Genomic DNA, 26,124 nt, shown 5'->3' on the forward strand with positions numbered 1-26,124 from the left:
TGTTCATGATGATGCGGGCTGCGAAAATTGAAGTCTGATCCTGCGATAAATCAGATAAATGCAGTTTTCACTATATGAAAAAGCCTTTCAGGATATGAAAGGCCTTTTTGCTTTCTAGACTTCGACTCTTGCGTAGGGAAGTTCGGGAAGAATTTGGACGCTCACATCATCTTTCCCAAGCACTTCCGCTATCTGTGTGCGCTTGTAGCCACGCTTAAAGGGGTAGATAGTCATGAAGCGAATTTTTAATCTAGGATCTGAGGTTTTTTTAAAGAGTCGTTTCAGTTCATCAGGTGTATGCAAGCGGATAAGTACTTGAATGAGCGATAAGCTATTAGATCAGATAGTTAGTGCAATTGTTATTAAATCAGCAGCCTCGAGTTCTTACATATGAAGGTGAATATCTAGAGTTTAGAATTTACATTAAAACCCTTAGAGATTATTCGGGTAATTGTTAACTGCTTATTGAGGCAACAGACATAAAAAAACGAGCTTAAAGCTCGTTCTTTATTTCACTGCTTAATAATTACTGAGCAGTTGAAGTGCTAGTAGAGGTAGAAGTACCACCAGTTACACTATCATTGCTTTGGTTTGATGCGATACCAACTACAGCGGTAGTAGCTACAACACCACCAACAACTGCGCCAGTTACACCAGCAGCACCGCCAGCAGCGCCACCGGCACCAGCTGCACCAGCTGCTGCTTCAGCAGCAAATACATTACCAGACATTGCCAAAGCGGCAGCTGCGACTAAAACTAATTTTTTCATGAAATTTCCCTGTATAAATTGTATAACTATGTCATTGTATGACTTAGTTAAGATGCTTTCCACATCTACTTACATATTTATCACTGATTACGATTATTTTCCAGTGAATCTGCGTTTATAATTTTAGTTCCTTTAGGTAGTTTTGAAAGCGATCTTTGAGTTCGGGGTGACGTAGCGCAAACTCTACGATGGCTTTTAAGTAACCAAACTTGCTACCGCAGTCGTGGCTTTTGCCCAGCATATAATAAGCTTGGGTTGTTTCTTTTACCATCAAGCTTGCAATTGCATCGGTGAGTTGGATTTCATCTCCGGCGCCGGGTGGCGTTTTGGCCAACTCTTTCCATATCTGCGCAGATAAAACATAACGTCCAACGACAGCAAGGTTTGATGGCGCATCAGCGATGTTTGGTTTTTCAATGGTGGCTACCATATCAGCCGATTCACCGGGTTTGATATTATTGCCATTAATATCGACAATCCCAAATTTGCTGACATCTTCGTTAGCAACCGCTTCAACCATGATTTGACTAGAGCCCGTTTGGTTGTATTTGTTCACCATGTCAGCGAGGTTTTCAGTTTTTAAGTTCGATGTTGAGTCATCTAGAATTACGTCAGGTAACAATACCGCAAAAGGATTATCTCCAATCAGCGGATGTGCACACAGTATCGCGTGCCCGAGGCCCTTAGCAACACCTTGGCGGACATGCATGATGGTGACATCTTTTGGACAAATAGAGCGAACTTCTTCTAATAATTGTCGTTTCACCCTTTTTTCTAAGGTAGCTTCTAATTCAAAACTGGTATCAAAATGATTCTCAATAGAGTTTTTACTAGAATGAGTGACTAAAATTATTTCTTTAATGCCTGCCGCTATTGCTTCTTGGACTACATATTGGATCAATGGCTTATCGACGATGGGCAGCATTTCTTTGGGGATGGCTTTAGTGGCGGGCAACATTCTGGTGCCTAAACCGGCTACCGGTAGTACCGCTTTTTTGACTGATGTAGTCATACTCAGTTCCTTGAATAGGGAGGAATAATGCAGCGCACTTTAGCACGGAGAAATGACAATTAAAATTGAGTTTGTTAAGAAATGGGGAGGCTTTACACGAATTAATAAAATTTCTTTGAGAACATTAACTTAAAGATGAAGTTCGCCCTTGAATAGCTGTTTGATAGCGGGGTCAAGGGCGAGTGTTGTATCGAAAGGCTAAATCATTAATTTACTCGACATATAGATTATCTTTATTATCCAAGTAAATTTTTTCTCCGATCCCTGGTACTAAGACAATTTGTTCAATGTTCTTAAAGTTGCCATGGGTTTGACGATATTCAATGATAGCTAATGATTTACTTTTACCTACGCCTTTGAGTGTCACTAGTTGTTCGGAGTTGGCGGTATTTAGGTTTAATACTTGGTTTGTTTCTTGGGCATAAACGTAGTTCATACTAGCAAGACAGAATATTAGAATTAGTCTTTGGATCAATCTCATGGTTTGCTCCTTTTGTGCTTAAACCATGGTTAACCTTAGAATAAATAGTTAAATAACAAATTACTCAATTGGGCTATTTAGATATGTACTACTAGTAGAAAGCTAGGCAGTAGACTTTGCCTAGGGATCTTTTAAGGAAGTGCTTTCTTGAAGGGTTTCACGATGACCTTAGCGTATACGCCGGCTTCGACATATGGATCGGCATTTGCCCAAGCGACGGCTTGCTCCAAGTTTTGAAATTCGGCGATAACTGTTGAACCGGTGAATCCAGCTTCAGCAGGATCCTCTGCATCAATCGCTGGGTTTGGGCCTGCGACCAGCAGTCGTCCTTCATTTACCAGTGCTTGCAGTCTTGCTAAGTGGGCGGGTCTGGCTTGTTTGCGTTGTTCTAGGCTATTTTCTACGTCTTCAGCAAAAATTACATACCACATGCTTAATTATCCTCTTTTTCCGATAGCGATTGCTGCTGTTCTTTAGGGAGATGTTTATACAGGTAAGCAACAGTTGCAACGGTGAATACCAAGGTTAGCCCAAGTAATCCAAATACTTTAAAGTTCACCCAGAAGTCTTCTGAAAAGTTAAAAGCGATGTAGAGGTTAAGCGTGCCACAGCTCATAAAAAAAAGAGCCCAAGCAACATTCACTTTACCCCATATGGATTCAGGAAGCGTCATCTCCTTACCAAGCATTTTTTTGATTAAGGGACTTTTGAAAACAAATTGGCTGACTAATAAGATTAAACCGAATAGCCAATTGATCACTGTGGGTTTCCACTTAATAAAGTCATCATCGCGTAGAATTAGCGTGAGACCACCAAAAACCAAGATCAAGACAAAGGAGATTAAATGCATCTTCTCAATCTTTTTATTTTTTATGTAAGAGGCTGCTAAGAGAAGCGCTGTGGAAATGATTAACGCGAAGGTTGCTGCATAAATATCTTGCATTTTGTATACAGCGAAAAAAATGATCAATGGAATGAATTCGAAAAATTGTTTCATAATTCCTCAGGGCTAGCGGTAAATAAAAAGCCGCTAATCATAGCGGCTTTTGATAGTAGCAAGTTCTTCGCCTAAACGGTAGCGGCTTTCATTTGCGAGGCAAAGTCTTTGAGCGCGGTTAGCATTTGAGTTGGTTGCTCTAGATGATTCTCGATAAGTTTCACCACTGCCGATCCAGAAATTGCTCCAGCAGCGCCAGCTGCAATTGTTTCTGTTACTTGTTGAGGCGTTGAAATACCAAAACCAAGCAGTGCCGGTGGTGCCTGGTACTGTTTTAATTTGTCGAGTAGTTTACCCACAGGCGTACCGGCTTTGGTTTCGGTGCCAGTCACGCCTGCTCGACTAACCAGATAGGTGTAGCCTTGGCTATATTCGGCAACTTTTTTCAAGATCGTATCATCTGCGTTGGGCGGTGCGATAAAAATGCTTTGTAAGCCATGTTTATTGGCGGCTGCTCTAAAAGGCGCCGACTCACGGATCGGTACATCGGCAACCAGTACCGAATCTACGCCTGCTTGGGCCAACTTTTGATAGAAATTATCAATCCCAGTTGAATAGACGAGGTTTGCATAGAGCAGTAAACCGATTGGTACCTCGGGATGTTTGGCCCTAATTCGGCAGAGCATAGCTAGGCAATCGGGGGGGGTTATGCCCGCTTGTAAAGCTCTTACGTTAGCACCTTGAATGGTAGGGCCATCGGCGACGGGATCGGAAAACGGGATCCCGAGTTCTAAGGCATCAGCACCTCCTTCGATTAAGGCGTCGATGATTGCGAGTGATTGCTCCATGGCAGGGTCACCTAAAGTTACAAATGGGACAAAGGCACCTTGCTTATCGGCTGCTAGGCGTTGAAATAGGTTTTGGTAACGTTGTGTCATTATAAGCCTCCTCTTTTAGCGAAGATATCTGCGACAGTATAGATATCTTTGTCACCACGACCCGACAGATTGACCACCAAGATTTGTTGTTTGCTCTTATCTTGCTGCGCTAGCTTGAGAGCATATGCTAAAGCATGAGCCGACTCTAAGGCTGGGATGATGCCCTCGCTTTCAGCCAAGGTTTGGAAGGCTGCTAGGGCCTCTTCATCGGTGGCTGACTCATAGCTGGCTCGGCCGATTGAATTAAGGTGGGCATGCTGTGGCCCTACTGATGGGAAATCTAACCCCGCTGAAATGGAGTAAGACTCTTCAATCTGACCGTTAGGATCTTGCATTAGCAAAGAGTGCATGCCAAAGAACATACCTTTACGACCGTGCTTCAGTGGTGCGCCGTGTTGGTCGGTATCAATTCCTTTACCCGCAGGCTCTACGCCGATCAGCTGTACACCTTTTTCTTCGATGAAATCAGCAAAAATGCCAATGGCATTCGAGCCGCCTCCGACACAGGCGATGACTGCATCTGGCAAACGGCCTTCGGCTTTTAGAATTTGTTGTTTGGCTTCTTCGCCGATCATTTTCTGGAATTCCCGTACAATGGTAGGGAAAGGATGTGGGCCAGCAGCCGTGCCAAGTAAGTAGTGTGCGGTGTCATAGCTTGCTGCCCAGTCTCGTAATGCTTCATTGCAAGCATCTTTGAGGGTGGATGAGCCGCTATGTACCGGAATGACTTCCGCGCCCATTAATTTCATTCTGAATACATTGGGTTCTTGACGCTCACAGTCTTTTGCGCCCATATATACTCGACACTTGAGTCCCAGTAGGGCACAGGCTAGCGCAGTGGCGACACCATGCTGGCCAGCGCCCGTTTCGGCGATAATTTCATGTTTCCCCATACGTTTGGCAAGCAGTGCTTGGCCCAGTACCTGATTGGTCTTGTGGGCACCACCGTGCAATAAATCTTCACGTTTGAGGTAGATCTTGGTGTTGGTTCCCTTGGTCAGGTTACGACATAGGGTGAGTGGGGTCGGTCTACCCGCATATTCACTCAACAGGTGGTTAAACTCAGCGATAAACTCAGGATCTTGCTGAGCATCGATAAAGGCTTGCTCGAGTTGATCGAGCGCCGGTACTAGAATTTGTGGGACAAATTGCCCGCCAAATTCTCCAAAATAGGCATCTAATTTACTCATTGTTAGCTCTTATTCGTCATTAAAGGGTTGAATGATTACCTAAGGGGTTCCCTTAGTAGTCTCTAATTAGTTGAAACGCTCTGGCGATTTTGTGGGCATCTTTTATGCCAGGGCTTTGTTCTACCCCAGAATTTAGATCTAAGCCCGCAGCACCGAGTGTGAGCGCTTGCTGTATGTTGTCTGGCGATATACCTCCAGCTAACATCGCACCTTGACTGTGCTCACCTAATAGTTGCCAATCGAAGGTTTGCCCTGTGCCGCCAAATTGGTCGGCGATTTTGCTATCAAACAGGATCTTATCGGCATTTTTAGGGGCTTCGGGAAGTTGTGTCGCAACGGCGAGGGCTTTCCATACTAAGCTGTGATTCAATAGGGATTTTAGCTGGTGAATGTACTGTTCGTCCTCGCTGCCATGGAGTTGTACAGCATGCAGTTGTAGTTGGTTGGCAATGGCCGCAACGTCCTCGAGGGGATGATTGACAAACACACCCACAAAATTGAGTGGGGCGGCTTGAATTAATTGCCGAGCTTGGGCTAGGCTGATATGCCGCGGTGATTTTTCGGCGAAAATTAAACCACCGTAAACAGCACCAGCTTGATGTGCGGCGATCACGTCTTGTTCACGGCTTAAACCGCAAATCTTGTTTTCACCGAGGATCAGTTTACGGCAAGCCATATCGACATCGTCTTGGCTCATAAGTGAACTACCGACTAAAAAGCCGTTGGCGTATTTGGCTAGTTCTCTTACTTGCTGGTGTTTATAGATCCCTGATTCTGAAATGATGATCCGGTCTTCTGGAATTTGTTTGGCTAACTCAGGAGTCCGTTCTAAAGTGATCGATAGATCGCGCAAGTTACGGTTATTAATGCCGATGACTTTAGCATTTAAAGCAATTGCTCGTTCTAGTTCTTGTTGATTACTCACCTCGGTCAATACACCCAATTTAAGCTTATGCGCGACGTCTGCCAGTAAGCTGTATTCATTATCGTCAAGCACCGACAGCATCAGTAAAATGGCATCGGCTTGGTGATAGCGGGCTAAGTAAATTTGGTATTCATCTATAAAGAAGTCTTTGCATAATACTGGCTGTGAAACCTGTTCGCGCACTTGAGTGACGTATTCAAACTCACCTTGAAAGTACTTGCTATCGGTTAATACCGAGATAGCTGCCGCATAGTTTTTGTAAACACCAGCAATAAAATCTAAATCAAACTCAGGTCGGATCAATCCCTTCGAAGGGGATGCTTTTTTGCATTCCAGAATAAACTTGGCAGGCGTTCCTGATAGCGCCTGATAAAAGCTCCGGTCACTGGGTTCCACTTGGTTGATAAAGCTGTTTAAGGGTTGACGTTGCATACGCTCGGCTAACCAGATTTCTTTATCTGCCACAATTTCATCTAAGATGGTCGCTTGATTTTGATTATGACTCACTGACTCATCTCCGCTAATTTGTGGGCTAACGCTAAGGGGCGGCCTGAAGCCATTTCTTCAATGGCCATATTTACGCCCTGACCGACATTGTCGGCTTTGCCGGCGAGCTTTAATAACAGAGCTACATTTACGGCAACCGCTGCTTGCTGCGCCTCTGTGGCCTTACCTTGTAATAAAGCTAAGGTGATGGTTTTGTTTTGTTCTGGGGTTCCGCCTTCAAGGGCTTCTATCGCAGCTTGTTTTACTCCGAAGTCGCTGGGGTCGAGGGTATATTCTCGGATGCTTTCACCATCCACTTCGGCAATTTGAGTGGGACCATGAATGGCTACTTCATCTAGACCTGCGCCGTGTACTACCATGGCTTTTTTCATACCCAGTTGTTGTAAGGTATGAGCAATTGGCGAAATTAAGGCTGGATCATAAACCCCCATCACTTCCATGGTTGGGTGAGCCGGATTAATTAGGGGGCCGAGTACATTAAAAATGGTTCGGGTCTTCAGGGTTTGTCGTACCGGCATCGCATGGCGGACACCAGCATGGTATTGCGGTGCAAATAAGAAACACAGACCTAATTCGTCTAAGCAGCGTCGAGCGGTTGCAGGTGTCATTTGAATATTAATGCCTAAAGCAGCCAGTAAATCTGATGAGCCCGATTTACTGGAGACGCTGCGGTTGCCGTGTTTGGCAACTTTAACTCCAAGACTTGCCGCCACAAATGCCGAAGTAGTCGAGATATTAATGGTGTTGTAGCCATCGCCACCAGTACCAACAATGTCAGCAAAGGGGTAGTCGGGCGTTGGGAACGGCGCTGCGTTTGCCAATAGCGCGCGCGCCGCACCAGCAATTTCCTCTGGGGTCTCGCCTTTAATTTTTAAGGCCGTTAGCAGTGAAGACAACACAATCGGCTCGACTTCACCTTGAATCACTTGGCTAAATACCTGTTGCGCTTGCTCGCTGCTGAGGCTTTGCCCTTGATAAAGTTGCTCTAAGATTGCCTGCATTATGCTTGCTCCTTTGCTTGTGTGGCCCAATCAAGGCTACGAGCTAATAAACTTGCGCCTTCGCTGGTTAATATGGACTCTGGGTGAAATTGAAAACCAATGACTTTATCTTGTTGATTGATAATGGCCATCGGCATTTGTTGGTAGTGGGCGTTTACTGTCAAGCCTGTCGGCATTTTGGTGGCAACTAAGGAGTGATAACGCGCCACCGGAAGCGGATTGGTTAAACCTTCAAACATTAGCTGATTATCATGTTCAATCAATGATGATTTTCCATGCACAATTTCTTCTGCTTTACCGACCTCGCCGCCGTAACTTTCAACCAGCGCTTGATGACCTAAGCAGATCCCAATAATTGGCACTTGCCCTTTGCATAAGTCAATGAGCTCTAACATGCAGCCGGCTTGCTGTGGATTGCCCGGTCCCGGTGATAGTACTAACACAGGAAGATCTGGACAGGCATCAATGTGCTGTTTGATCTCGGAAGCGCTTAAATGATTACGATATATATGAACATCTAAGCCTTGACTGCGAAACTGGTCAACTAGGTTGTAAGTAAAAGAGTCAAAATTATCGAGTAAAAATACACTATGAGTCATGGCTGACATCCTTTAAGGTTGAGCCGTGGGCGCGAGCGATGGCATTTAATACGGCAGCGGCTTTATTACGGGTTTCGTCGGCTTCCGCTTGAGGATCTGAATCATAGACAATACCAGCTCCCGCCTGCACATGAGCGACTTGGTTTTTGACAAAGGCCGATCGGATCACAATACAAGTATCCATATCGCCCTTCCCCGTGAGGTAGCCAACTGCACCGCCATAACTACCACGGCGCTGTTGCTCGATTTGTCTAATTAGCTCTGATGCGCGAATTTTAGGCGCTCCAACCAGAGTTCCCATATTCATGCACGCTTGGTAAGCATGTAGTGCGTCCAAATCTTTGCGCAAGGTGCCGATAACTCGCGAAACCAAGTGCATCACATGGCTATAGCGATCGACTTTGAGCAGGTCTGCAACGTGACGAGTACCCGGCTCACTAATGCGGGCGACATCATTGCGGGCTAAATCTACCAGCATGATATGTTCGGCGGTCTCTTTCTTATCTAAACGGAGTTCTAACTCCAAGCGTCCATCTAAATCTCGATTGATAGAACCGTCGGGGTTAAAGCCACGTTTGCGGGTCCCTGCTATCGGATAAATCTCGACATCCCGGCTATTGGAACAATACTTAATCGCGCTCTCTGGAGAAGCACCAAACAATACAAATTCACTATCTTGTAGATAGAACATATAAGGGCTGGGGTTGGTTAATTTTAATTCTCGGTAAGCGGCGAGACTATCGGGACAGGCCAGTTGAAAGCTGCGCGAGGGAACGACCTGAAAAATATCACCCTGACGAATATAGTCTTTTAAGGTTTCAACATGTTCGCAATAATGGGCGTCGCTAATGTCGGTGCTTATTTTAGCTTGATAATTAGTTGGTACCGTTGACTCTTGCTGGTGGTTCTCCGTTTCACATAATTCAGCCAAGTGGCTTAAACGCTGAGTGATTCGTGAGCTCTCGTGGTCATTGAATAGTGAACCGATAATATGGGTCACTTGCTGTTGATGGTCGATTAATAGCAAGCTTTCGGCGAGATAGAATTGAAAGTCAGGGCAGGCATTGGTGCTATCGGCAACTGTTGGCAGTTGTTCAAAGCTGGCAATGAAGTCGTAAGCAAATACTCCACCGATAAATAAGCCTTCATTGAAGTCTGTTTGCGAGCCATAAAGTGTGACTAATAAACGTAACGCATCAACTGGAGAGCTGGCTTTTAAGCGAGAGTCTTCGTCTAAATTGGCTGTCGGAAGGGGATAGTCTACGACGAGTTGTTTTGAGGTTTGCTGGGTAATTAGCGATGGTTCTAAATTCGCGGTAACGTCGGCTAAGACCGACTCGCCATTGGGTGATATAGCAACAAATGTCACTTCTCGTCCATGGCAGCTAATTTTAACTGCTGCATCGGCCAATATGAGACTTTTGAGGTTTTCCTTACTGTCTATTTCCGCCGATTCAAGCAATACATTTTGTTGGCTTTCTTTACACAATTCTTGATAAAGACTAAGTGGATCATGCACATAGCTGGCATCGATCTGGATATTCTTTAGTTGTACCCTAGGTGGGGTAGCCATAGTTCGTTACTCCTAGTGAAGCCGTAGCGCAAATATAAAAAAAGCCCGCTTTAAGCGGGCTTTGTTGTTCTGTTCAATGTATTGGAAATACAACAACTCACACCCGTCTAATTCGGAGTGCGCCACCACCAAGATTTGTTGGTTAGAAGAAAAGTTGTCATGTTTATCCTTAGTCATTCTGATAAGATTAGTTAACTTTAAATGACCTTACTAAGTCAAGAAAAAATTTAGGAAATTAAATGAGATTTGATTTGCATAGTCACACAACAGCTTCTGATGGCGGTTTAACGCCAGAGGAGTTGGTGATGCGCGCCGAGAACATGCAAGTCGAAATGCTAGCGATCACCGATCACGATACGACTGATGGCATTGCTGCTGCCCAAGCTCAGGCCAAACATTTAGAGCTGATCGCTGGAACCGAAATTTCCACTGCTTGGCATGCTTTCGATATTCATATTGTTGGCTTGAATATCGATATTACGAATCCTGTTCTACAACAGCAGTTGCTGGTGCAGCGGGAAAAGCGTGAAATTAGAGCAATTGAAATGGGGAAACGCCTCGCAAAGGCGGGGATTGAGCAAGTATATGAGCAAGCTAAAGTGCTGTCTGGTAAGGCACCAATTACTCGATCTCATTTTGCTCGAGTGTTAGTGGAGCGGGGACTGGCGAGTAATTTTAATAAGGTCTTCGACAAATATCTACGTCGTGGAAATATCGGTTATGTACCGAATAATTGGATGAGTATTGCAGAGGCGGTCCAACTTATCCATCAAGCCGGTGGCGTCGCGGTATTGGCGCATCCAACCCATTATGATTTGTCGAATAAGTGGATCCGAAAACTGATCGCTGAGTTTGCCGATGTGGAGGGGGACGGTATAGAAGTGGCGATGCCACAGATGTCGAAAGATCAAATGGCATGGTTGGCTGACTTAGCTGAACAACATCACTTAAGTTCTTCTCAAGGCTCTGATTTTCATCATCCTTCTACTTGGCGTGAGTTGGCTCGGGGGTTACACTTACCAGAGAAGTGTCAACCGATTTGGTTACGTTGGCAAACAAAGTAATTCCCACTCCGGCCATTCAGTAAAAGTAAAATGTGCGAAAACAATGACGTGAACGAAGTACTCACTGTAATCACTCGTTACTTAAAGCGTTTATTTTTAGTTGTTTACAGCTTTAGCCTGCACTCTGTGGCTGGAAGGAATATAATAGCGATGATTCTTCAAGACGCTCGAGAGCGCAGGAATAGTTATGAGTCAATTTTTCTATGTTCACCCGGATAACCCACAACAGCGTTTAATGAACCAAGCTGCAGGGTTGATCAAAAGTGGGGGGGTTGTGATTTACCCCACCGATTCAGGATATGCCATTGGTTGCCATATTGGTGATAAAGCGGCATTAGAACGAATATGTAGGATCCGTCAACTGGATAAAAATCATCATTTTACCTTGATGTGTCGTGACCTATCTGAATTATCTGAATATGCTCGTGTCGGGAATCTTGCCTATCGTTTATTACGCAATAATACACCGGGAGCCTACACCTTTATTTTTAAAGGAACCAAGGAGGTACCAAGGCGTTTGCTTAATCCTAAGCGCAAAACCATCGGTATTCGGGTTCCTAACGATAAGATCGCACTTGCAATGCTAGAAGCCTTAGGCGAACCCTTGATGTCCTGTAGTCTTATTTTACCTGGGAACGATTACACCGAATCCGATCCTGAACAAATTCGCGATACGCTTGAACACCATGTCGATCTTATTATTAATGGTGGATATTTGGGTGAGCAGCCGACCACAGTGATTGATTTGTCGGAAGATAGTATGGAAATCATCCGCAGAGGTTCGGGCGATACCGCCCCTTTTGAGTAATGTTAGATAAGGCCTCTCCAACTCAGCAATTAACTTTAGCAAGCGTGAACGGTGAGCCTTGGTTAAATATTCCCAATGATTTATTTATACCTCCAGATGCAATGGAGGTTATTTTAGAGAATTTCGAAGGACCCCTCGACTTACTATTATACCTGATCCGTAAGCAGAAATTAGATATCGAACGTCTTCCTGTGCTCGCGATTACGCAGCAATACATGGAATATATGGAAGCAATGCGGCAGCTAAAACTTGAGCTTGCAGCGGAATACTTGGTGATGGCGGCCTTACTGACGGAAATTAAGTCTCGCTGCTTATTGCCAGTGCAAGAACATGAACAAGCTGAAGATGATCCGAGAGCTGAATTGATCCGGCGTTTACAAGAATATGAGTTGTATAAAAATGCGAGTGACAGGCTGGATGAGTTACCACGTGAGCAGCGCGATATTTTTTTAGCCTCGGTTGCTAAGCCTGCAGAGTTGCCTGTTAAGTTAATTTATCCTGAAGTGGCTATGGATGAGCTCATTGAAGCGATGCGTCGCATTGTACAGCGAGTTAGTAATTTTGAGCATCATGAAATTAAAAGAGAAAAACTATCTACTCGGCAGCGAATGAGTGATATTTTGGCGCGCTTGCAACAGCATCAATTTGTTGAATTTACCCAGCTATTTAGCCAGAGTGAAGGTCGTAGCGGCTTGGTCGTTAGCTTCTTAGCGATTTTAGAACTCATTAAGGAAGGCTACATCAAGTGTGTGCAGAGTCAGCCCTTAATGCCGATTCAAGTTATTTTGGTGAATGAGATGCGTGATTAACTATGTCTGCAAAACCAAATCTCGTCAAACTGGTGGAAGCGGCATTATTTGTTGCCGCTCGACCATTGAGTGTTAAAGAACTACAAGCCAGTGTGTTAGCTGATGTGGGACTTGCTCGTGCTCAAGTGAATATGATTTTGGAAGAATTGAGCTTGCGTTATCAAGATTCGGGAATTGAGCTGATAGAAACTGCTAGTGGTTACCAGTTTCGTGCGCGCCAAGAATTTGCTCCTCAATTAGCTAATTTATGGGCGGAGAAAGCGCCTAAATTTAGCCGAGCACTGTTAGAAACCTTGACGTTGATTGCTTATCGGCAGCCCTTGACTCGTGGTGAGATTGAGGCCATACGCGGGGTTGCGGTGAGTAGCCATATTATTAGCGTGCTCAAAGATAGAGGCTGGATCCGAGTGGTTGGTCACAAAGAAGTTCCGGGCAGACCTAGTCTACTGGCCACTACAACCGCCTTTCTTGATTATTTTGGTTTGAAAGATTTGACTGATTTGCCAGAATTAGATCAATCTTTACTTGAAAAACTGCCGCAAGACTTTCAGACTTAGCGCACTTTACCATCCGGATAAGAAATATGAGTGAAAAACTTCAAAAAGTCCTGGCTCGCAGCGGTCTGGGCTCACGTCGTGAGATGGAAGCTGTTATTGATGCAGGCAGAGTGAGTGTTAACGGGGTTAAGGCGAAGTTAGGCGATCGCATTGAAGAAGGCGCAGAGGTTCGAGTTGATGGCCACTCAGTGCAGATTCAAAAGGTTGAAGATACCATTTGTCGTGTGCTTGCCTACCACAAGTCGGAAGGCGAAATCTGTTCCAGAAATGATCCCGAGGGGCGTGAAACGGTGTTTGAACGTTTGCCGCGGCTACAAAATGGCCGTTGGATTGCGGTGGGACGTTTGGATATTAATACCTCTGGTTTGTTGTTGTTTACGACCGATGGAGAGTTGGCGAATCGTTTAATGCATCCGAGTTTCGAAGTTGAGCGAGAATATGCGGTACGGGTATTTGGCGATGTTGATGATGCGATGATCCATCGCTTGCGCAGTGGCGTTGAGCTGGAAGATGGTAAGGCGACTTTTACCACGGTAAGGCGCCAAGGCGGTGAGGGGATTAACCAATGGTACTCGGTCACCCTAAGCGAAGGTCGTAACCGTGAAGTGCGACGGATGTGGGAGTCTCAAGGTGTACAAGTGAGTCGCCTGATCCGAGTTCGCTATGGTTTATTGCCGTTACCGAAAGGACTACCACGCAGTGGCTGGCAAGAAATGCCATTAGAACAAGTGAACTATTTACGTCAATTGGTTCAACTAAATAAAGAAGATAATACCGTGATTAAAGTTGCTGATCGCGTCCGCAGTACTCAACGTATCAGAAAGTCGGTTCGTAAACATCGCACCAGAACCCAAGGTCAAGCGGCTAAACGTAGACGTTTGAAGTAGTAAAAAGCCCGCTCACTGAGCGGGCTTTTTTGTTCTGTAGTTTATCAATGAGTTGTGATTCTAATTTGCAAAAACGGGCCCTGCGCCAGTGGACCACAGAATGACCGTTGCGATGAGAACCGATACTAGAACGACTAAGCCAACCGTGACCAAGCTACTCGCATAGATAAATCCGCGCTCTTCTGGGATATGCATAATAATCGGAACCCCAGTGTAAAGCAGGTAGATCGAATAAGTGAGGCCAACTAAGCCTGCCACCATCACAAACCATGGCTCAGGGTACAGGCCGGCGAAACCCACCATGAAAATAGGAGTAGCGACATAGGCCGATAACTCTAAGGTTTGCTGGTAAGTGGTGTCGGCATTAAAAGTCTTTGCCATCCATTGTGCAGCTAAAGCTAAGCACAGGACACTCGTCACGAGGGCTGCATACATCGCCAGGGACATAAAGATGGCACTTTCGCTGGTTAGAGAAAAACTATTTGTGCCAACTTTCCAACCAATATGCACCGTGGAAAAGTAGCCACAGATTGCTGGAATGAGGGCCATCAATAGCAAATGAGATAAACTGGCTCCAATTCCTTCATGGTGTTTGTCGATGTCTCGCCATTCTTCTTTGGTATGTGAAGCCAAGCCCCATACATGACTAAATAACATATGTTCACCCTCGGTAGTTAACAAGTTTGCAACATTTACTATTAAGTTATGCGCGAAGTCTGTGAAGTCGTCAAGTCATATTATCTCTTTCTGTATAAATATTGTTCTTTAGTTTTTTTGTGCGCTAGGCTTCAAATCACTTAATGCAGGGGGGATGACATCATCAATCAGACAGACGTTTGTTATTCGATTTGTCTAACCGCATTTGAATTCACGAGAATGACCTAAAAATTTATACAGACGAGTGAAAGATTAGATTTGAAGCGTTGCTTGAGAAAGACGCTGTTTATGCGTGGTTCACGCACTGCATCGTAGTGATAACAAGGGTTTAGCTTAAACTAAAATTGACCGTGAAAGATTAAGTTTCGCGCGATACTTAATCTTTGTGGGTAGGCGTGGCATTGCGGCAAGATATTAGTCTAGTTTCAGTTGCTGATGCTGTTGCGCTGAACTCAGATCCAAGCCATGTGAGTCGATTCGTAATACACTCATCTGCTGGTACCAATCGCCTAATACAACGCGATACATGGTTGAGGTGGTGCCCAACTTGATTTGATGGATGTCTGGGCGGTGGGTATGCCCATGGATCATATAATCAATCTGACGCTGTTTAAAACGTTGCTCCACTTCTCCTTGGTTTACATCCATGATACCGAGTGATTTACTTTTGTTGGCTTGTTTACTTTTGCTACGAATTTTATTGGCAAGAATTTGCCGAATAAATAGCGGAAGTAACAAAAATAGACGTCTTAGCCAGCGCTTTTGGGTGATCGCTCGATATTCTTGGTAGCCCTGATCGTCGGTACACAAAGTATCACCATGCAGGATCAGTACCTTTTTACCATATAAGTCGATGACTTCTTCTTCTTCAAGTAGGATCATTCGACAACGTCGCGCATAATCCTTGCCAACCATAAAATCTCGGTTGCCATGAATAAAGTAAGTCGGAACGCCTTGTTCTGCCAAAGCAAGCAGTGCTTGCTCTACTTGCAGAGCAACCGGTGTTTGATCGTCGTCGCCAATCCAAAACTCGAATAAATCGCCAAGAATATATAAGGCGTCTGCTTGAGGGGCTTGTTGTTCAATAAACTCAATAAAGGCCCGAATAATATCGGGCCGCTGTTCACTGAGATGTAAATCAGAGATGAAATAGGTGAGCACTTAGCGCTTATTCCGCAACGCTGACCGAAGTGATGAGCACTTCTTCTAAGGGGACATCGGCATGCACATAACCAAAGTTGCCAGTGTCTACGCCTTTGATTTTATTTACAACATCCATTCCTTCTATCACTTCAGCAAATACGCAGTAACCCCAACCTTCGCTGGTTTCGCTTTTAAAGTCGAGGAAGGCATTGTCATTTACGTTGATAAAAAACTGTGCTGATGCCGAATGAGGCTCCATGGTTCGAGCCATCGCGAGGGTGCCAGTTTTGTTGGATAAACCATTGTTCGCTTCATTTTTAATCGGCGCTTTAGTGGTTTTTTCTTCCATACCTGAAGCGAAGCCACCGCCTTGCGCCATAAAGCCATCGATGACGCGGTGAAAAATAGTGTCGTTATAAAAACCTTCTTTAGCATAGGCCAAAAAGTTTGCCGTGGTTTTAGGGGCTTCACTTTCGAATAGCTTAATGACTATGTCGCCAAAATTAGTGTGTAAAGTAACCATTATTTTACCTTTTTATCGTTAGTGCCCCGATTCTAAACCTTCGTTGGCTTAGTGACTAGTCGTCGCGCTTAATTCGGCTGTTTTTCCTAGGCGGCAATGATAGAATGTGACTCTTTATCGACAGTTAGTAAATGGAACAGGAAATAATATAGATGTTACAGATATACAATACCTTGACGCGTAAAAAACAGGCCTTCAAACCTTTGATTGAAGGGAAGGTTGGTATGTATGTTTGTGGCGTTACCATTTACGATTATTGTCACATTGGACACGCGCGTACTTTTGTGGCTTTCGATACAGTGGCTCGTTATTTACGCTGGTCTGGTTTCGAGCTTAATTTCGTTCGTAATATTACTGACGTTGATGACAAAATCATTAATCGCGCAGCGGAAAATGGCGAAAGTTGTGAAGCCCTAACGGAACGTTTTACGACCGCCATGCATGCCGATTTTGACGCACTAAATATGCTGCGTCCCGATGTAGAACCTCGGGTAACTACGCATATGCCTGAGATTATCGATGTTATTGAAAAGTTAATTGCCAATGGTCATGCCTATGTGGCAGAGAGTGGCGATGTACTGTTTGAAGTGAATAGCTTTGCAGATTATGGCAAGTTGAGCCTACAAAATTTGGATATGTTACAAGCCGGCGCACGGGTGGAAGTGGGAGAAGATAAGCGTAACCCGCTTGATTTTGTGTTATGGAAGAGCGCTAAGCCTGGTGAGCCGATGTGGGATTCTCCGTGGGGGAAAGGCCGCCCCGGTTGGCATATCGAGTGTTCGGCGATGAACATGAAGCATCTCGGCGAAGTCTTTGATATTCATGGCGGCGGCTCCGATTTGGCCTTTCCTCATCATGAAAATGAAATCGCTCAGTCCTGCTGTGCTCACGGTACCCACTATGTGAATTACTGGATGCATTCAGGGATGGTGCAGGTCAACAAAGAGAAAATGTCTAAATCTTTGGGGAATTTCTTTACTATTAAAGATGTACTTGAAGTTTACGACCCAGAAACCGTGCGTTATTTCTTATTGTCTGGACACTATCGAAGTCAGCTCAATTATTCGGAAGATAACTTAAAGCAGTCGCGTTCCGCATTAGAGCGTTTATATACGGCGCTACGTCATGTAGAGCTAAAGCCAATTGATGATGCACTTGCAGAGGCTTACCGTAGTCAGTTTAAAGCGGCTATGGATGATGACTTTAATACGCCAGAAGCGCTTCCGGTATTATTTGAATTGGCTAAAGATGTGAACCGTTTAAAAGACAGCGATAGTGAGTTGGCTGGACAGTATGCGAGTTTGCTACTCGAGTTAAGTGGCGTGTTGGGTATTCTAGGCCAGGACGTAGAGAGTTTTTTACAGGGTGAGCATGATAGCGAAGTTGCTGAAATCGAGGCATTAATTGTCGCGCGTAATCAGGCTCGTAATCATAAGGACTGGGCGGCTGCAGATGTCGCTCGCGCTCGTCTCACAGAGATGGGAATTGTACTTGAAGATGGTGCTTCTGGGACGACGTGGCGAAGAGCTTAGTTGTAGAACAGTTTATTGATTATCATTAAAAAGGCGGCTTGACCGCCTTTTTTATAACTTATATTTTTTCAATAACTGTTGGTATTGGGGGCTTGCTGTCACTCGAGTTAAAGCGTGCTGAAAGCGTTCTAAGTAGCTCGGATCTGTGCCGAGACTGAAGGCATAACAGCCTTCGAGCGTACCGAGTTGAAAGATCGATTCAAATAACTCCTCATCATAACCCAATGCTTTGGCTGTTTGTGCGATGACTTCTGGCTCCGAGGCGATTACATCCACGCGCCGACGAATGAGCAGACGTAGCGATTTCTCAAAGTCGGCAGTAAATATAATTTGTTCTGGCGTGATCCCCTGACTGAGTAATAGTTGCTCGCCTACGCTGGCTTTCATCGCGCCAAATAATAAGGGTGGGGGCGGCGCTAGGTGAGTGATTTTAATTGACCGAGATCTTAAGGCGACCAGTTCGATTTTTGAGCGGGTAATTGGACATGCCCAATGAAACAGAGTTTCACGTCTAGGACTACGCATGGTTAAGAATAAAGCCATATTGGGTCGATGCTGAAGCAAATAATAGGCTTTTTCCCAAGTTTGTAGCTTGATAGCTTGAGGCGCTTGTCCCATTTCTTGCCATACGAGTTTTATTAGCTCAACTGAAAGCCCGGTTAAATGGGCATTCTCTACATAATTGTATGGGCGCAGATTTTCCGTTACGAAGGAGATGGGCTCTGCGCGGCAGTGAAGAGAGAGAGCCAAGCTAAGTGCAACTAAATAACGGGCTAACATAAACTATCTCAAAGATTACTCTTTATAAAACTAGCTTAAGTATGTCGTTACCGTCTAAAAAAAGGCGAATACTGAGAGTTAGTACTCGCCTTTAACGACTACAGATCGTGAAATTGTTCACAAGCCTCAAGAGTATTCTCAATTAAAGTTGCAACGGTCATTGGCCCAACACCTCCAGGTACAGGAGTAATGAATGCTGCGTGTTGGCGAGCCACTTCGTATTCTACGTCACCAGCAAGTTTGCCGTTGTTTAAGCGATTAATGCCTACATCGATCACCATTGCACCGGGTTTAATCCATTCTCCAGGAATAAACTGTGGCTTACCTACCGCCACGATGACTAAGTCAGCCCGACGAACATGGGCTTCTAAGTCTTTGGTAAAGCGGTGGCAAGTGGTGGTGGTACAGCCTGCTAATAGTAGCTCAAGAGTCATTGGCCGTCCGACGATATTAGAAGCCCCAACAACAACCGCTTCTAAGCCATAGGGACTAACGCCTGTGGACTCAATCAACGTTATAATGCCTTTCGGAGTACAAGGGCGTAGTGCTGGAATTCGTTGCGCCAATCGACCAATGTTGTATGGGTGGAAGCCATCAACATCTTTATCGGGGCGGATCCGCTCAATTACTTTTGTTTCCTCGATACCTTCTGGTAATGGTAACTGAACTAAAATGCCATCAATGAGAGGGTCTTCGTTGAGCGCGTCGATTTCAGCGAGCAAGGTTTGCTCGTCCGTATTATCGTCGAGGTCGATCGATTTTGATATAAAGCCAACCGCTTCACATACCCGACGTTTACTGCCGACGTAAACTTGCGAAGCAGGATTGTCGCCCACCAAAATAACCGCTAAACCTGGCGGGCGTTTTCCTTCACTGATCCGTTGCTTTACTCGCTCCGCAACCCGATCTTGAACTTGTAAGGCAATTTTTTTTCCATCAATTATTTGTGCAGACATCGATTCTTCTTTAACTAGTGATTGACGATTCTAGATGGCGCTATTTTGGCATGTTAGATAGATAAATGTCAGTGTTTTTTAAGCTAAACGTGGGGCGAGGCTCAATGCCGGAGGCTTTTGTAATTGAATTGGCAACTTAGCCAGTGTGAAAGCTGGCCAAGTTGCGCTATGGAAGGCTTAGGCTGCAACCCAGAGTAATGTTATTGAATTGGCAACTTAGTAGCCAGTGTGAAAGCTGGCTAAGTTGCGCTATGGAAGGCTTAGGCTGCAACCCAGAGTAATACGGCGATGATTTGGGGCGATAAGATCCGTAAACACATCACTAAGGGGTAGACAGTGGCATAGGCTAAGGCTGAGGCGCCTGAAGTACTATGAATTGAGTTCGCAAAAGCGAGTGCTGGTGGATCGGTCATAGAGCCAGCCATTAAGCCACATAAGCTTAAATAATTGAGCTTTACCAGATAGCGCCCAATCAGGCCAATGGTTAGTAGCGGAATTAAAGTGATAAAGGCACCATAAAACATCCAAGTGAGGCCGTCACCATCGAGTAGGGTTTCAATGAAGTTAGCGCCAGAGTTAATACCAACTACGGCTAAAAATAATACAATGCCAATTTCTCTTAGAGCTAAATTTGCACTGGGAGGCATGAACCAATATAGGCGCCCAATACTGCCGATCCGCGCTAGAATTATTGCCACAATGAGCGGACCACCAGCTAGACCTAGTTTTAATGGTGCGGGGAGGCTAGGGATTGCTAATGGCAATGATCCTAGCAACACCCCTAAGCCGATGCCAATGAAAATGGGTAACATTTGTACTTGCTGTAGTTTACTGCGCAGATTTCCTAAACTCGTGGCGACCTTATCGACATCTTCTGAAGGGCCGACAATATTAAGAATATCGCCAAATTGTAAGATAGAATCTTTGTTGGCCACCAGTTCGACACCTGCGCGATGCAGGCGCGAAACCACCACATTAAAATTATTCTTAAAGTCGAGTTCACTAAGCTTTTTACCCAGAAGGCGTTCTTCTGTCACCACGACTCGTTCACTGCGTAACAATGTGCCCTTGGTCGATAATGACTCGTTAATTTCTTCACCGATAATGATTGTTGCTTGTTCTAATTGTGTTCGATTTGGTCCGACGAGATGTAAGTAGTCACCTTTATGCATCAACATATCAGGGCTAGGGACTTTCAATTCGCCATTACTTTTTACCCGGGAACAGATGAGTTCGTCGCCGATTAATTTATTGAGTTGGGAGAAAGCCAAACCATCAAGGTTTGGATTTTGGATGATGACGTTGATGTCTTGTAAGCTTTTCTTCTTCTTGCCTTTGGCGTTATCAAAACGTTCCGCTTCGTTATCTACATTAATTCGAAATACCAAGCGGATGATCGACATCGATAACAGGATCCCCAAAATGCCAAAGGGATAAGCCATTGCATAACCTAAACCGAGCTGAGTGGTTTGCTGGTCGTTCATCCCCAATTCTTGCAAAATTTGCTGACCAGCCGCTAGCGATGGCGTATTGGTGACGGCACCACTATAAATGCCTAGAAAAACATTGAGTGGTAAGTTGAAAATAAAGTGCAGGGATACCGCGGTTATCCCTCCAATGAGCACAATTCCTGCTGCGAGCAAATTGAGTTTTAAGCCGCTTGCTTTTAATGAAGCAAAGAAGCCGGGGCCAACTTGGATACCAATAGTGTAAACAAAAAGAATTAGACCAAATTCTTTAATAAAGTGCAGCGCATGGGGGTCTAAGTGCCAACCAAACTGATTGACGAAATGGCCGACAAATAGCCCACCGAATAAAACACCGCCGATGCCCAAGCCTATACCGCGTATTTTTAGGCCTCCAAACCAGAGACCAATCACGGCAACTGCTGATAAAAGCAAGATGGATAATGCTACTTCGCTCATGTGATTCCTTTCATGCAGTCGTGATAAAATTGTTAACATAACGATAAAAGGCTACAACTTTAATTTGTCACTTCTTTTGACTTGGATTAATAAATCACTATGACATGAAACACTTAGCTTAAAAGTGTCTTTCGCTTCACAGTTTGTAAAGGCGGAGAAGTAATCTTTGTGCCTACCTGTGAAGAAATAGCCTATTTAAGCAGCGGTATATTGCCGAATAGCAACCATTTTGGTTATGCTATAACCAAACGGTAAATATCTCCAAAAAACTGTTTGACGCTGACCATTCAAGTGGGTAGTATTCGCCTCCGTTGAAGGCACAAACAGTGTTGGAATCGAATCGATGATTAGCGCAGCTTGGTAGCGTATCGTCGCGAAGCTCGTTAAGAGTGGGGCCAGAGGATTAGATTCTCTATAATATCAAGGTAATCGGTGATTAGCGCAGCTTGGTAGCGTATCATCGCGAAGCTCGTTAAGAGTGGGACCAGAGGGTTAGATTCTCTATAATATCAAGGTAATCGGTGATTAGCGCAGCTTGGTAGCGCATCTGGTTTGGGACCAGAGGGTCGGGAGTTCGAATCTCTCATCACCGACCAAATTTTAAAACCTAGTTAGATGACTCGGTTTATTGACGCTAAAGATGCGCCCTTAGCTCATCTGGATAGAGCAACGGCCTTCTAAGCCGTAGGTAGTAGGTTCGAGTCCTACAGGGTGCGCCAATATAGATGCTTTAATTAGCATAAAAGTTTGTGGTGGGTATAGCTCAGTTGGTAGAGCCCCGGATTGTGATTCCGGTTGTCGTGGGTTCAAACCCCATTACTCACCCCATTTATTCGACAACATTACCACAGTGGTGTTGCGAAATAGTTTTGCGGAAGTGGCGGAATTGGTAGACGCGCTAGATTTAGGTTCTAGTATCGCAAGGTGTGAGAGTTCAAGTCTCTCCTTCCGCACCATTATTGGTGTCAGCGTGGGTAACGCTTAAAATTTACCAGAAATTCGGTGATTAGCGCAGCTTGGTAGCGCATCTGGTTTGGGACCAGAGGGTCGGGAGTTCGAATCTCTCATCACCGACCACTACATAAAGCCTCGTCGTAATGACGAGGCTTTTTTGTTTTTGAATTCAGGACCTCCAATTTAATCGCTATTTCATAGCAATCATCAGTGTTTAAAAAGTGTTGTATTGAACGACTGGTTACCGAGCCTACTGGTAAATTGAAGATGACGCTGTTGTTTTAAGTATATATTGGTGAAGGACTTGGAATAGCAGAAAGTGTAATGACATAATTAAAGCTTGCTAGTTGGATGACATTAGCCCAACCTGATTCAGAGTCTCGTCTGTCAAAATCAGTATTAGCATGTGAGCTCTTTGCAGTTAAACCAATAATATATAAGGGCTTACATGACTCGTTTCTTTTATTCTATGTTATGCGTGCGAGTGGGAACTGAGACCACACTTGTTTAGTTCAGACAACCATTTATGGTTGAAACTCTGGAAAAACAAAAACATTCAATTCCATCAATGGCAGGTCAATTCTTTCTTGACTAGGTTTTGGCCCGATTATCCTGAACCTGAGTTGTTGCGAGTCTTTGTACCTTGTTGCGGAAAAAGTTTAGACATGTTGTGGCTAGCTCAGCGTGGTCATCAGGTGGTGGGGGTAGAATTGAGTCCTATCGCGGTTAAAGCTTTCTTCAAACAACATCAATTGCGCCCCGAGATTAAAAATATCGGCGACTTTAGCCTTTGGCAGTGTAACAATATTAGTATTTTTTGCGGCGACTTCTTTAAGCTGACAAAAGCCTTGTTAGGGGAAGTCCATATGGTATTTGATAAGGCTGCGTTAACCGCTTTATCTTCGCCTATACGAAAGCGCTATGCATCGTATATGACAACACTAATCCCTCATCAAGCGGATATATTTTTGCTCACTATTGAAGATTTTTCCAGTCGGCTTGAGCGGGAACAGGCTGCTGATATCGACCAAGAACTGCCACTTATTTTTAAAGACTATTCGATTCGTTTGCAACATGTAGAAGATGAAACTGGAAAAGATGTACCTGCCAATGGTCTTGCTCAGGCTAAGCTTTATCGATTAAAACATCCGCTCTTTAGTATCGACCCCTGATATCGTTCTTTTTAAGTCATTATTATGGGTGAATTTTGCTATGGCCAGCTTGTGAGCATGGAACCTTATGCGTTTACTTTGGGAATATCCGCCCGATTTTTTAGTATCTTTAGGTTTGTTTTCAGCATCACTCGTCGAAATTAGATGGATGCTTTTCATTGCATAAATTGGCTTAAGAGGTGCGCGGCTGCAAATATTTAGTGGATATCAAGGATAATATAGCGATCAGTCTCGACCTAAGCCTAAACCACCGCTATAATGCGGCGTTTTGAAATTATGGGTCCTTATTATTGAGGACAACGGCCTCGCCACTGCGGGCCGCTATCAACCCATTGTTTACGTAAGTAAATTGTCAGCAGGGTGCTGACTATAGCCGAGGTAATAAAATGCAGGTTTCAGTAGAAACAACTCAGGGCTTGGAGCGTCGTGTTACGATTTCGATTGACGCTGCACAAATCGAACAACAAATTGAGCAAGCGCTTCAAGAAGAATCACGTCGCGCACGTATCGATGGTTTCCGCCCTGGTAAAGTGCCAGTGAGTGTCATCAAAAAACGCTACGGTGCAGCCGTACGTCAAGATGTAACTGGTCAAGCAATGCAGCGTTCATTCTACGAAGCTATCATTCAAGAGAAACTAAACCCAGCTGGAGCGCCAGCTCTTCAACCTGGTGAGACGACTGATGGTGAGTTTAGCTTCACTGCTACTTTTGAAATTTTCCCAGAAGTTGAAGTTAAAGGCTTAGACGCAATTGAAGTTGAGAAGAAAGTTGCACAAGTTAACGATAAAGACGTTGATGCAATGATCGATACTTTGCGTAAGCAACAAGCTGCTTGGAAAGAAACCAAGGGCATGATTAAAAATGAGTTTCGTGTAAACCTAGACTTTTTAGGTAAGATCGACGGTGAAGAGTTCGAAGGCGGCAAAGCAGAAGCTTTTGATCTTGAAATGGGCGCAGGCCGTATGATTCCTGGTTTTGAAGATGGTGTTTTAGGTAAGAAAGTTGGTGACGAGTTTGTTATCGAAGTTAACTTCCCTGAAGATTACCATGCAGAACAACTGAAAGGAAAAGCTGCAACTTTCGATATTAAAGTAAATAAAGTTGAAAAACCTGAACTTGCGGAAGTCAACGAAGAATTTGTTAAGTTGTTCGGGATCGAGTCTGGTGAACTGGATGCGTTAAAAGCTGAGATCCGTAAGAACATGGAGCGCGAGCTAGAGCAAACGCTTAAAACGGGTGTGAAAGAGCAAGTTATTTCTGGTTTGTTAGAGCAAAACCCAATTGAAGTGCCTGCTGCACTGGTTTCTCAAGAAGTAGAGCAATTACGTAAGCAAGCCATGCAACGTTTTGGTGAAAATGCACAAAATGCGCCAGAGCTTCCGGATGAGTTGTTCACAGAGCAAGCACAACGCCGAGTGAGTACTGGTCTGTTATTAGGTGAGTTAATTAAGGTTAACGAACTGAAAGCTGATGATGAAAAAGTGAAAGCACATATCGCTTCTTTTGCCTCTGCGTACGAAGATCCAACAGAGGTTTTAGAGTACTATGCTAAGAACGAAGAGTTAATGAACAACATTCGTAATGTAGTATTAGAAGAGCAAGCGATTGAATTTGTACTTGAACAAGCTAAAGTAACTGAAAATGAAGTCGCTTTTGATGAAATCATGAACAAACAAGGTGCAAACTAAGTTCTAATTTGACTTAAGCACCTTTATCTCGCATATAATGGCTCGTATGTACTACATACGAGCCATTTTTTTAAAGGAAGAGCGCATCAATGTCTAAAGAAGTTAATCAGTCTGCATTCGACCCCATGGCAGCTTTGGTGCCAATGGTTATTGAGCAAACCTCTAAAGGGGAGCGTTCTTATGATATCTATTCTCGCTTATTAAAAGATCGCGTGATCTTTTTAACTGGCCAAGTAGAAGATCACATGGCCAATTTAGTGGTTGCACAGTTGTTGTTCCTCGAGTCAGAAAGTCCAGAAAAAGATATTTTCATTTATATTAATTCACCTGGTGGTTCTATTAGTGCAGGTATGGCCATCTACGATACCATGCAGTTTATTAAGCCTAACATTAGTACCGTGTGTATGGGGATGGCAGCCAGCATGGGAGCATTTTTGTTGGCTGGAGGGGCCAAGGGTAAGCGTTATTGTTTGCCGAATGCTAAGGTGATGATCCACCAACCTCTTGGTGGTTATCAAGGTCAGGCCTCGGATATTGAAATTCATGCAAATGAGATCATCAAAACAAAACGTCGTATGAATGAGTTGTTGGCCGAGCATACTGGGCAAAGTTTTGATACTATCGCTGCAGACACCGATCGCGATAACTATATGACAGCAGAACAAGCCAAAGAATATGGTATCGTCGACGATATCTTTGCGCGTCGTGAATAGGCTATAGTCAATTCTCGGTCTGTT

At 44.4% G+C, this 26,124-nt stretch carries 26 protein-coding genes and 5 tRNA genes; 14 read left to right on the forward strand and 17 right to left on the reverse strand.

Annotated elements, in window-relative coordinates; translation table 11 throughout:
- Nucleotides 1–526: 526 nt before the first annotated feature.
- The 11 genes from ACRRSW_RS07505 to ACRRSW_RS07555 form a co-directional block, all read right to left on the reverse strand.
- Nucleotides 527–769, reverse strand: coding sequence for a hypothetical protein (locus tag ACRRSW_RS07505; RefSeq protein ID WP_432453827.1), 243 nt, complete (start codon nucleotides 767–769; stop codon nucleotides 527–529).
- A gap of 115 nt (nucleotides 770–884) precedes the next feature.
- Nucleotides 885–1,781, reverse strand: coding sequence for a UTP--glucose-1-phosphate uridylyltransferase GalU (galU, locus tag ACRRSW_RS07510; RefSeq protein ID WP_432459016.1), 897 nt, complete (start codon nucleotides 1,779–1,781; stop codon nucleotides 885–887).
- 211 nt (nucleotides 1,782–1,992) lie between these two features.
- Nucleotides 1,993–2,262 carry a ComEA family DNA-binding protein gene (locus ACRRSW_RS07515; RefSeq protein WP_432453825.1) on the reverse strand — a complete coding sequence of 90 codons (270 nt, stop codon included), beginning with the start codon at nucleotides 2,260–2,262 and terminating at the stop codon, nucleotides 1,993–1,995.
- A gap of 131 nt (nucleotides 2,263–2,393) precedes the next feature.
- On the reverse strand, nucleotides 2,394–2,693 hold the full coding sequence (locus ACRRSW_RS07520) for a YciI family protein (RefSeq protein ID WP_432453824.1): 300 nt from the start codon (nucleotides 2,691–2,693) through the stop codon (nucleotides 2,394–2,396).
- A 2-nt stretch (nucleotides 2,694–2,695) separates the two neighbouring features.
- A complete protein-coding gene (locus tag ACRRSW_RS07525; RefSeq protein WP_432459017.1) occupies nucleotides 2,696–3,259 on the reverse strand; it encodes a septation protein A in 564 nt (187 codons plus the stop codon).
- A gap of 71 nt (nucleotides 3,260–3,330) precedes the next feature.
- Nucleotides 3,331–4,137, reverse strand: coding sequence for a tryptophan synthase subunit alpha (gene trpA / locus ACRRSW_RS07530; RefSeq protein ID WP_432459018.1), 807 nt, complete (start codon nucleotides 4,135–4,137; stop codon nucleotides 3,331–3,333).
- Nucleotides 4,137–5,327: a tryptophan synthase subunit beta gene (gene trpB / locus ACRRSW_RS07535; RefSeq protein WP_432453821.1), complete on the reverse strand. Its 1,191-nt coding sequence runs from the start codon at nucleotides 5,325–5,327 to the stop codon at nucleotides 4,137–4,139. The genes trpA and trpB overlap by 1 nt, the downstream gene beginning before the upstream one ends.
- Before the next feature lie 52 nt (nucleotides 5,328–5,379).
- Nucleotides 5,380–6,759 (reverse strand): bifunctional indole-3-glycerol-phosphate synthase TrpC/phosphoribosylanthranilate isomerase TrpF, encoded by a 1,380-nt coding sequence (gene trpCF / locus ACRRSW_RS07540; protein ID WP_432453820.1) that lies wholly within the window; start codon nucleotides 6,757–6,759, stop codon nucleotides 5,380–5,382.
- Nucleotides 6,756–7,760: an anthranilate phosphoribosyltransferase gene (gene trpD, locus ACRRSW_RS07545; RefSeq protein ID WP_432459019.1), complete on the reverse strand. Its 1,005-nt coding sequence runs from the start codon at nucleotides 7,758–7,760 to the stop codon at nucleotides 6,756–6,758. The genes trpCF and trpD overlap by 4 nt, the downstream gene beginning before the upstream one ends.
- Nucleotides 7,760–8,359 (reverse strand): aminodeoxychorismate/anthranilate synthase component II, encoded by a 600-nt coding sequence (locus tag ACRRSW_RS07550; protein ID WP_432453818.1) that lies wholly within the window; start codon nucleotides 8,357–8,359, stop codon nucleotides 7,760–7,762. Before ACRRSW_RS07550 ends, trpD begins: the two co-directional genes overlap by 1 nt.
- Entirely contained in the window at nucleotides 8,349–9,932 is a 1,584-nt protein-coding gene (locus ACRRSW_RS07555; RefSeq protein ID WP_432453817.1) for an anthranilate synthase component 1, read from the reverse strand. Before ACRRSW_RS07555 ends, ACRRSW_RS07550 begins: the two co-directional genes overlap by 11 nt.
- A gap of 239 nt (nucleotides 9,933–10,171) precedes the next feature.
- On the opposite strand from ACRRSW_RS07555, the gene rnm reads away from it, so the two are divergent.
- The 5 genes from rnm to rluB all read left to right on the forward strand — a co-directional run bounded on the left by rnm (nucleotide 10,172) and on the right by rluB (nucleotide 14,057).
- Nucleotides 10,172–10,996 carry an RNase RNM gene (rnm, locus tag ACRRSW_RS07560; RefSeq protein ID WP_432453816.1) on the forward strand — a complete coding sequence of 275 codons (825 nt, stop codon included), beginning with the start codon at nucleotides 10,172–10,174 and terminating at the stop codon, nucleotides 10,994–10,996.
- Between the two features lie 187 nt (nucleotides 10,997–11,183).
- Nucleotides 11,184–11,804, forward strand: a complete 621-nt coding sequence (locus ACRRSW_RS07565; RefSeq protein WP_432453815.1) for an L-threonylcarbamoyladenylate synthase — start codon at nucleotides 11,184–11,186, stop codon at nucleotides 11,802–11,804.
- A complete protein-coding gene (locus ACRRSW_RS07570; RefSeq protein ID WP_432453814.1) occupies nucleotides 11,804–12,613 on the forward strand; it encodes a segregation and condensation protein A in 810 nt (269 codons plus the stop codon). The genes ACRRSW_RS07565 and ACRRSW_RS07570 overlap by 1 nt, the downstream gene beginning before the upstream one ends.
- A 2-nt stretch (nucleotides 12,614–12,615) precedes the next feature.
- Nucleotides 12,616–13,170 (forward strand): SMC-Scp complex subunit ScpB, encoded by a 555-nt coding sequence (scpB, locus tag ACRRSW_RS07575; RefSeq protein WP_432453813.1) that lies wholly within the window; start codon nucleotides 12,616–12,618, stop codon nucleotides 13,168–13,170.
- Between the two features lie 26 nt (nucleotides 13,171–13,196).
- On the forward strand, nucleotides 13,197–14,057 hold the full coding sequence (gene rluB / locus ACRRSW_RS07580; protein ID WP_432453812.1) for a 23S rRNA pseudouridine(2605) synthase RluB: 861 nt from the start codon (nucleotides 13,197–13,199) through the stop codon (nucleotides 14,055–14,057).
- Nucleotides 14,058–14,117: 60 nt separating this feature from the next.
- Here the strand turns inward: rluB and ACRRSW_RS07585 are convergent, their stop codons facing one another.
- The 3 genes from ACRRSW_RS07585 to ACRRSW_RS07595 form a co-directional block, all read right to left on the reverse strand.
- Complete coding sequence (locus ACRRSW_RS07585) at nucleotides 14,118–14,714, reverse strand: Yip1 family protein (RefSeq protein ID WP_432453811.1); 597 nt, start codon at nucleotides 14,712–14,714, stop codon at nucleotides 14,118–14,120.
- Nucleotides 14,715–15,128: 414 nt separating this feature from the next.
- On the reverse strand, nucleotides 15,129–15,875 hold the full coding sequence (lpxH, locus tag ACRRSW_RS07590; protein WP_432453810.1) for a UDP-2,3-diacylglucosamine diphosphatase: 747 nt from the start codon (nucleotides 15,873–15,875) through the stop codon (nucleotides 15,129–15,131).
- Nucleotides 15,876–15,882: 7 nt separating this feature from the next.
- Nucleotides 15,883–16,380, reverse strand: a complete 498-nt coding sequence (locus ACRRSW_RS07595; RefSeq protein ID WP_432459020.1) for a peptidylprolyl isomerase — start codon at nucleotides 16,378–16,380, stop codon at nucleotides 15,883–15,885.
- Nucleotides 16,381–16,532: 152 nt separating this feature from the next.
- Here ACRRSW_RS07595 and cysS point away from each other — a divergent pair, with 152 nt between their 5' ends.
- Nucleotides 16,533–17,912 carry a cysteine--tRNA ligase gene (gene cysS, locus ACRRSW_RS07600; protein WP_432453808.1) on the forward strand — a complete coding sequence of 460 codons (1,380 nt, stop codon included), beginning with the start codon at nucleotides 16,533–16,535 and terminating at the stop codon, nucleotides 17,910–17,912.
- 51 nt (nucleotides 17,913–17,963) lie between these two features.
- On the opposite strand, the gene ACRRSW_RS07605 is transcribed toward cysS, so the two are convergent.
- The 3 genes from ACRRSW_RS07605 to ACRRSW_RS07615 all read right to left on the reverse strand — a co-directional run bounded on the left by ACRRSW_RS07605 (nucleotide 17,964) and on the right by ACRRSW_RS07615 (nucleotide 21,573).
- Nucleotides 17,964–18,692 (reverse strand): substrate-binding periplasmic protein, encoded by a 729-nt coding sequence (locus ACRRSW_RS07605; protein WP_432453807.1) that lies wholly within the window; start codon nucleotides 18,690–18,692, stop codon nucleotides 17,964–17,966.
- Nucleotides 18,693–18,790: 98 nt separating this feature from the next.
- Nucleotides 18,791–19,648: a bifunctional methylenetetrahydrofolate dehydrogenase/methenyltetrahydrofolate cyclohydrolase FolD gene (gene folD, locus ACRRSW_RS07610; protein ID WP_432453806.1), complete on the reverse strand. Its 858-nt coding sequence runs from the start codon at nucleotides 19,646–19,648 to the stop codon at nucleotides 18,791–18,793.
- 260 nt (nucleotides 19,649–19,908) lie between these two features.
- Nucleotides 19,909–21,573 (reverse strand): putative transporter, encoded by a 1,665-nt coding sequence (locus tag ACRRSW_RS07615; RefSeq protein ID WP_432453805.1) that lies wholly within the window; start codon nucleotides 21,571–21,573, stop codon nucleotides 19,909–19,911.
- A 519-nt stretch (nucleotides 21,574–22,092) separates the two neighbouring features.
- On the opposite strand from ACRRSW_RS07615, the gene ACRRSW_RS07620 reads away from it, so the two are divergent.
- The 8 genes from ACRRSW_RS07620 to clpP all read left to right on the forward strand — a co-directional run bounded on the left by ACRRSW_RS07620 (nucleotide 22,093) and on the right by clpP (nucleotide 26,100).
- Nucleotides 22,093–22,169, forward strand: a tRNA-Pro gene (locus ACRRSW_RS07620).
- A 46-nt stretch (nucleotides 22,170–22,215) separates the two neighbouring features.
- Nucleotides 22,216–22,292, forward strand: a tRNA-Arg gene (locus ACRRSW_RS07625).
- 33 nt (nucleotides 22,293–22,325) lie between these two features.
- Nucleotides 22,326–22,401 (forward strand) — tRNA-His (locus tag ACRRSW_RS07630).
- A gap of 43 nt (nucleotides 22,402–22,444) precedes the next feature.
- Nucleotides 22,445–22,529 (forward strand) — tRNA-Leu (locus ACRRSW_RS07635).
- A gap of 44 nt (nucleotides 22,530–22,573) precedes the next feature.
- A tRNA-Pro gene (locus ACRRSW_RS07640) sits at nucleotides 22,574–22,650 on the forward strand.
- Between the two features lie 407 nt (nucleotides 22,651–23,057).
- Nucleotides 23,058–23,699, forward strand: a complete 642-nt coding sequence (locus ACRRSW_RS07645) for a thiopurine S-methyltransferase (RefSeq protein ID WP_432461103.1) — start codon at nucleotides 23,058–23,060, stop codon at nucleotides 23,697–23,699.
- Between the two features lie 386 nt (nucleotides 23,700–24,085).
- Nucleotides 24,086–25,387, forward strand: a complete 1,302-nt coding sequence (gene tig / locus ACRRSW_RS07650; protein ID WP_432453803.1) for a trigger factor — start codon at nucleotides 24,086–24,088, stop codon at nucleotides 25,385–25,387.
- Nucleotides 25,388–25,476: 89 nt separating this feature from the next.
- A complete protein-coding gene (clpP, locus tag ACRRSW_RS07655; RefSeq protein WP_432453802.1) occupies nucleotides 25,477–26,100 on the forward strand; it encodes an ATP-dependent Clp endopeptidase proteolytic subunit ClpP in 624 nt (207 codons plus the stop codon).
- Nucleotides 26,101–26,124: the final 24 nt, after the last annotated feature.

The organism is Agarivorans sp. QJM3NY_25, from assembly GCF_050870875.2.
Lineage (GTDB): Bacteria > Pseudomonadota > Gammaproteobacteria > Enterobacterales > Celerinatantimonadaceae > Agarivorans.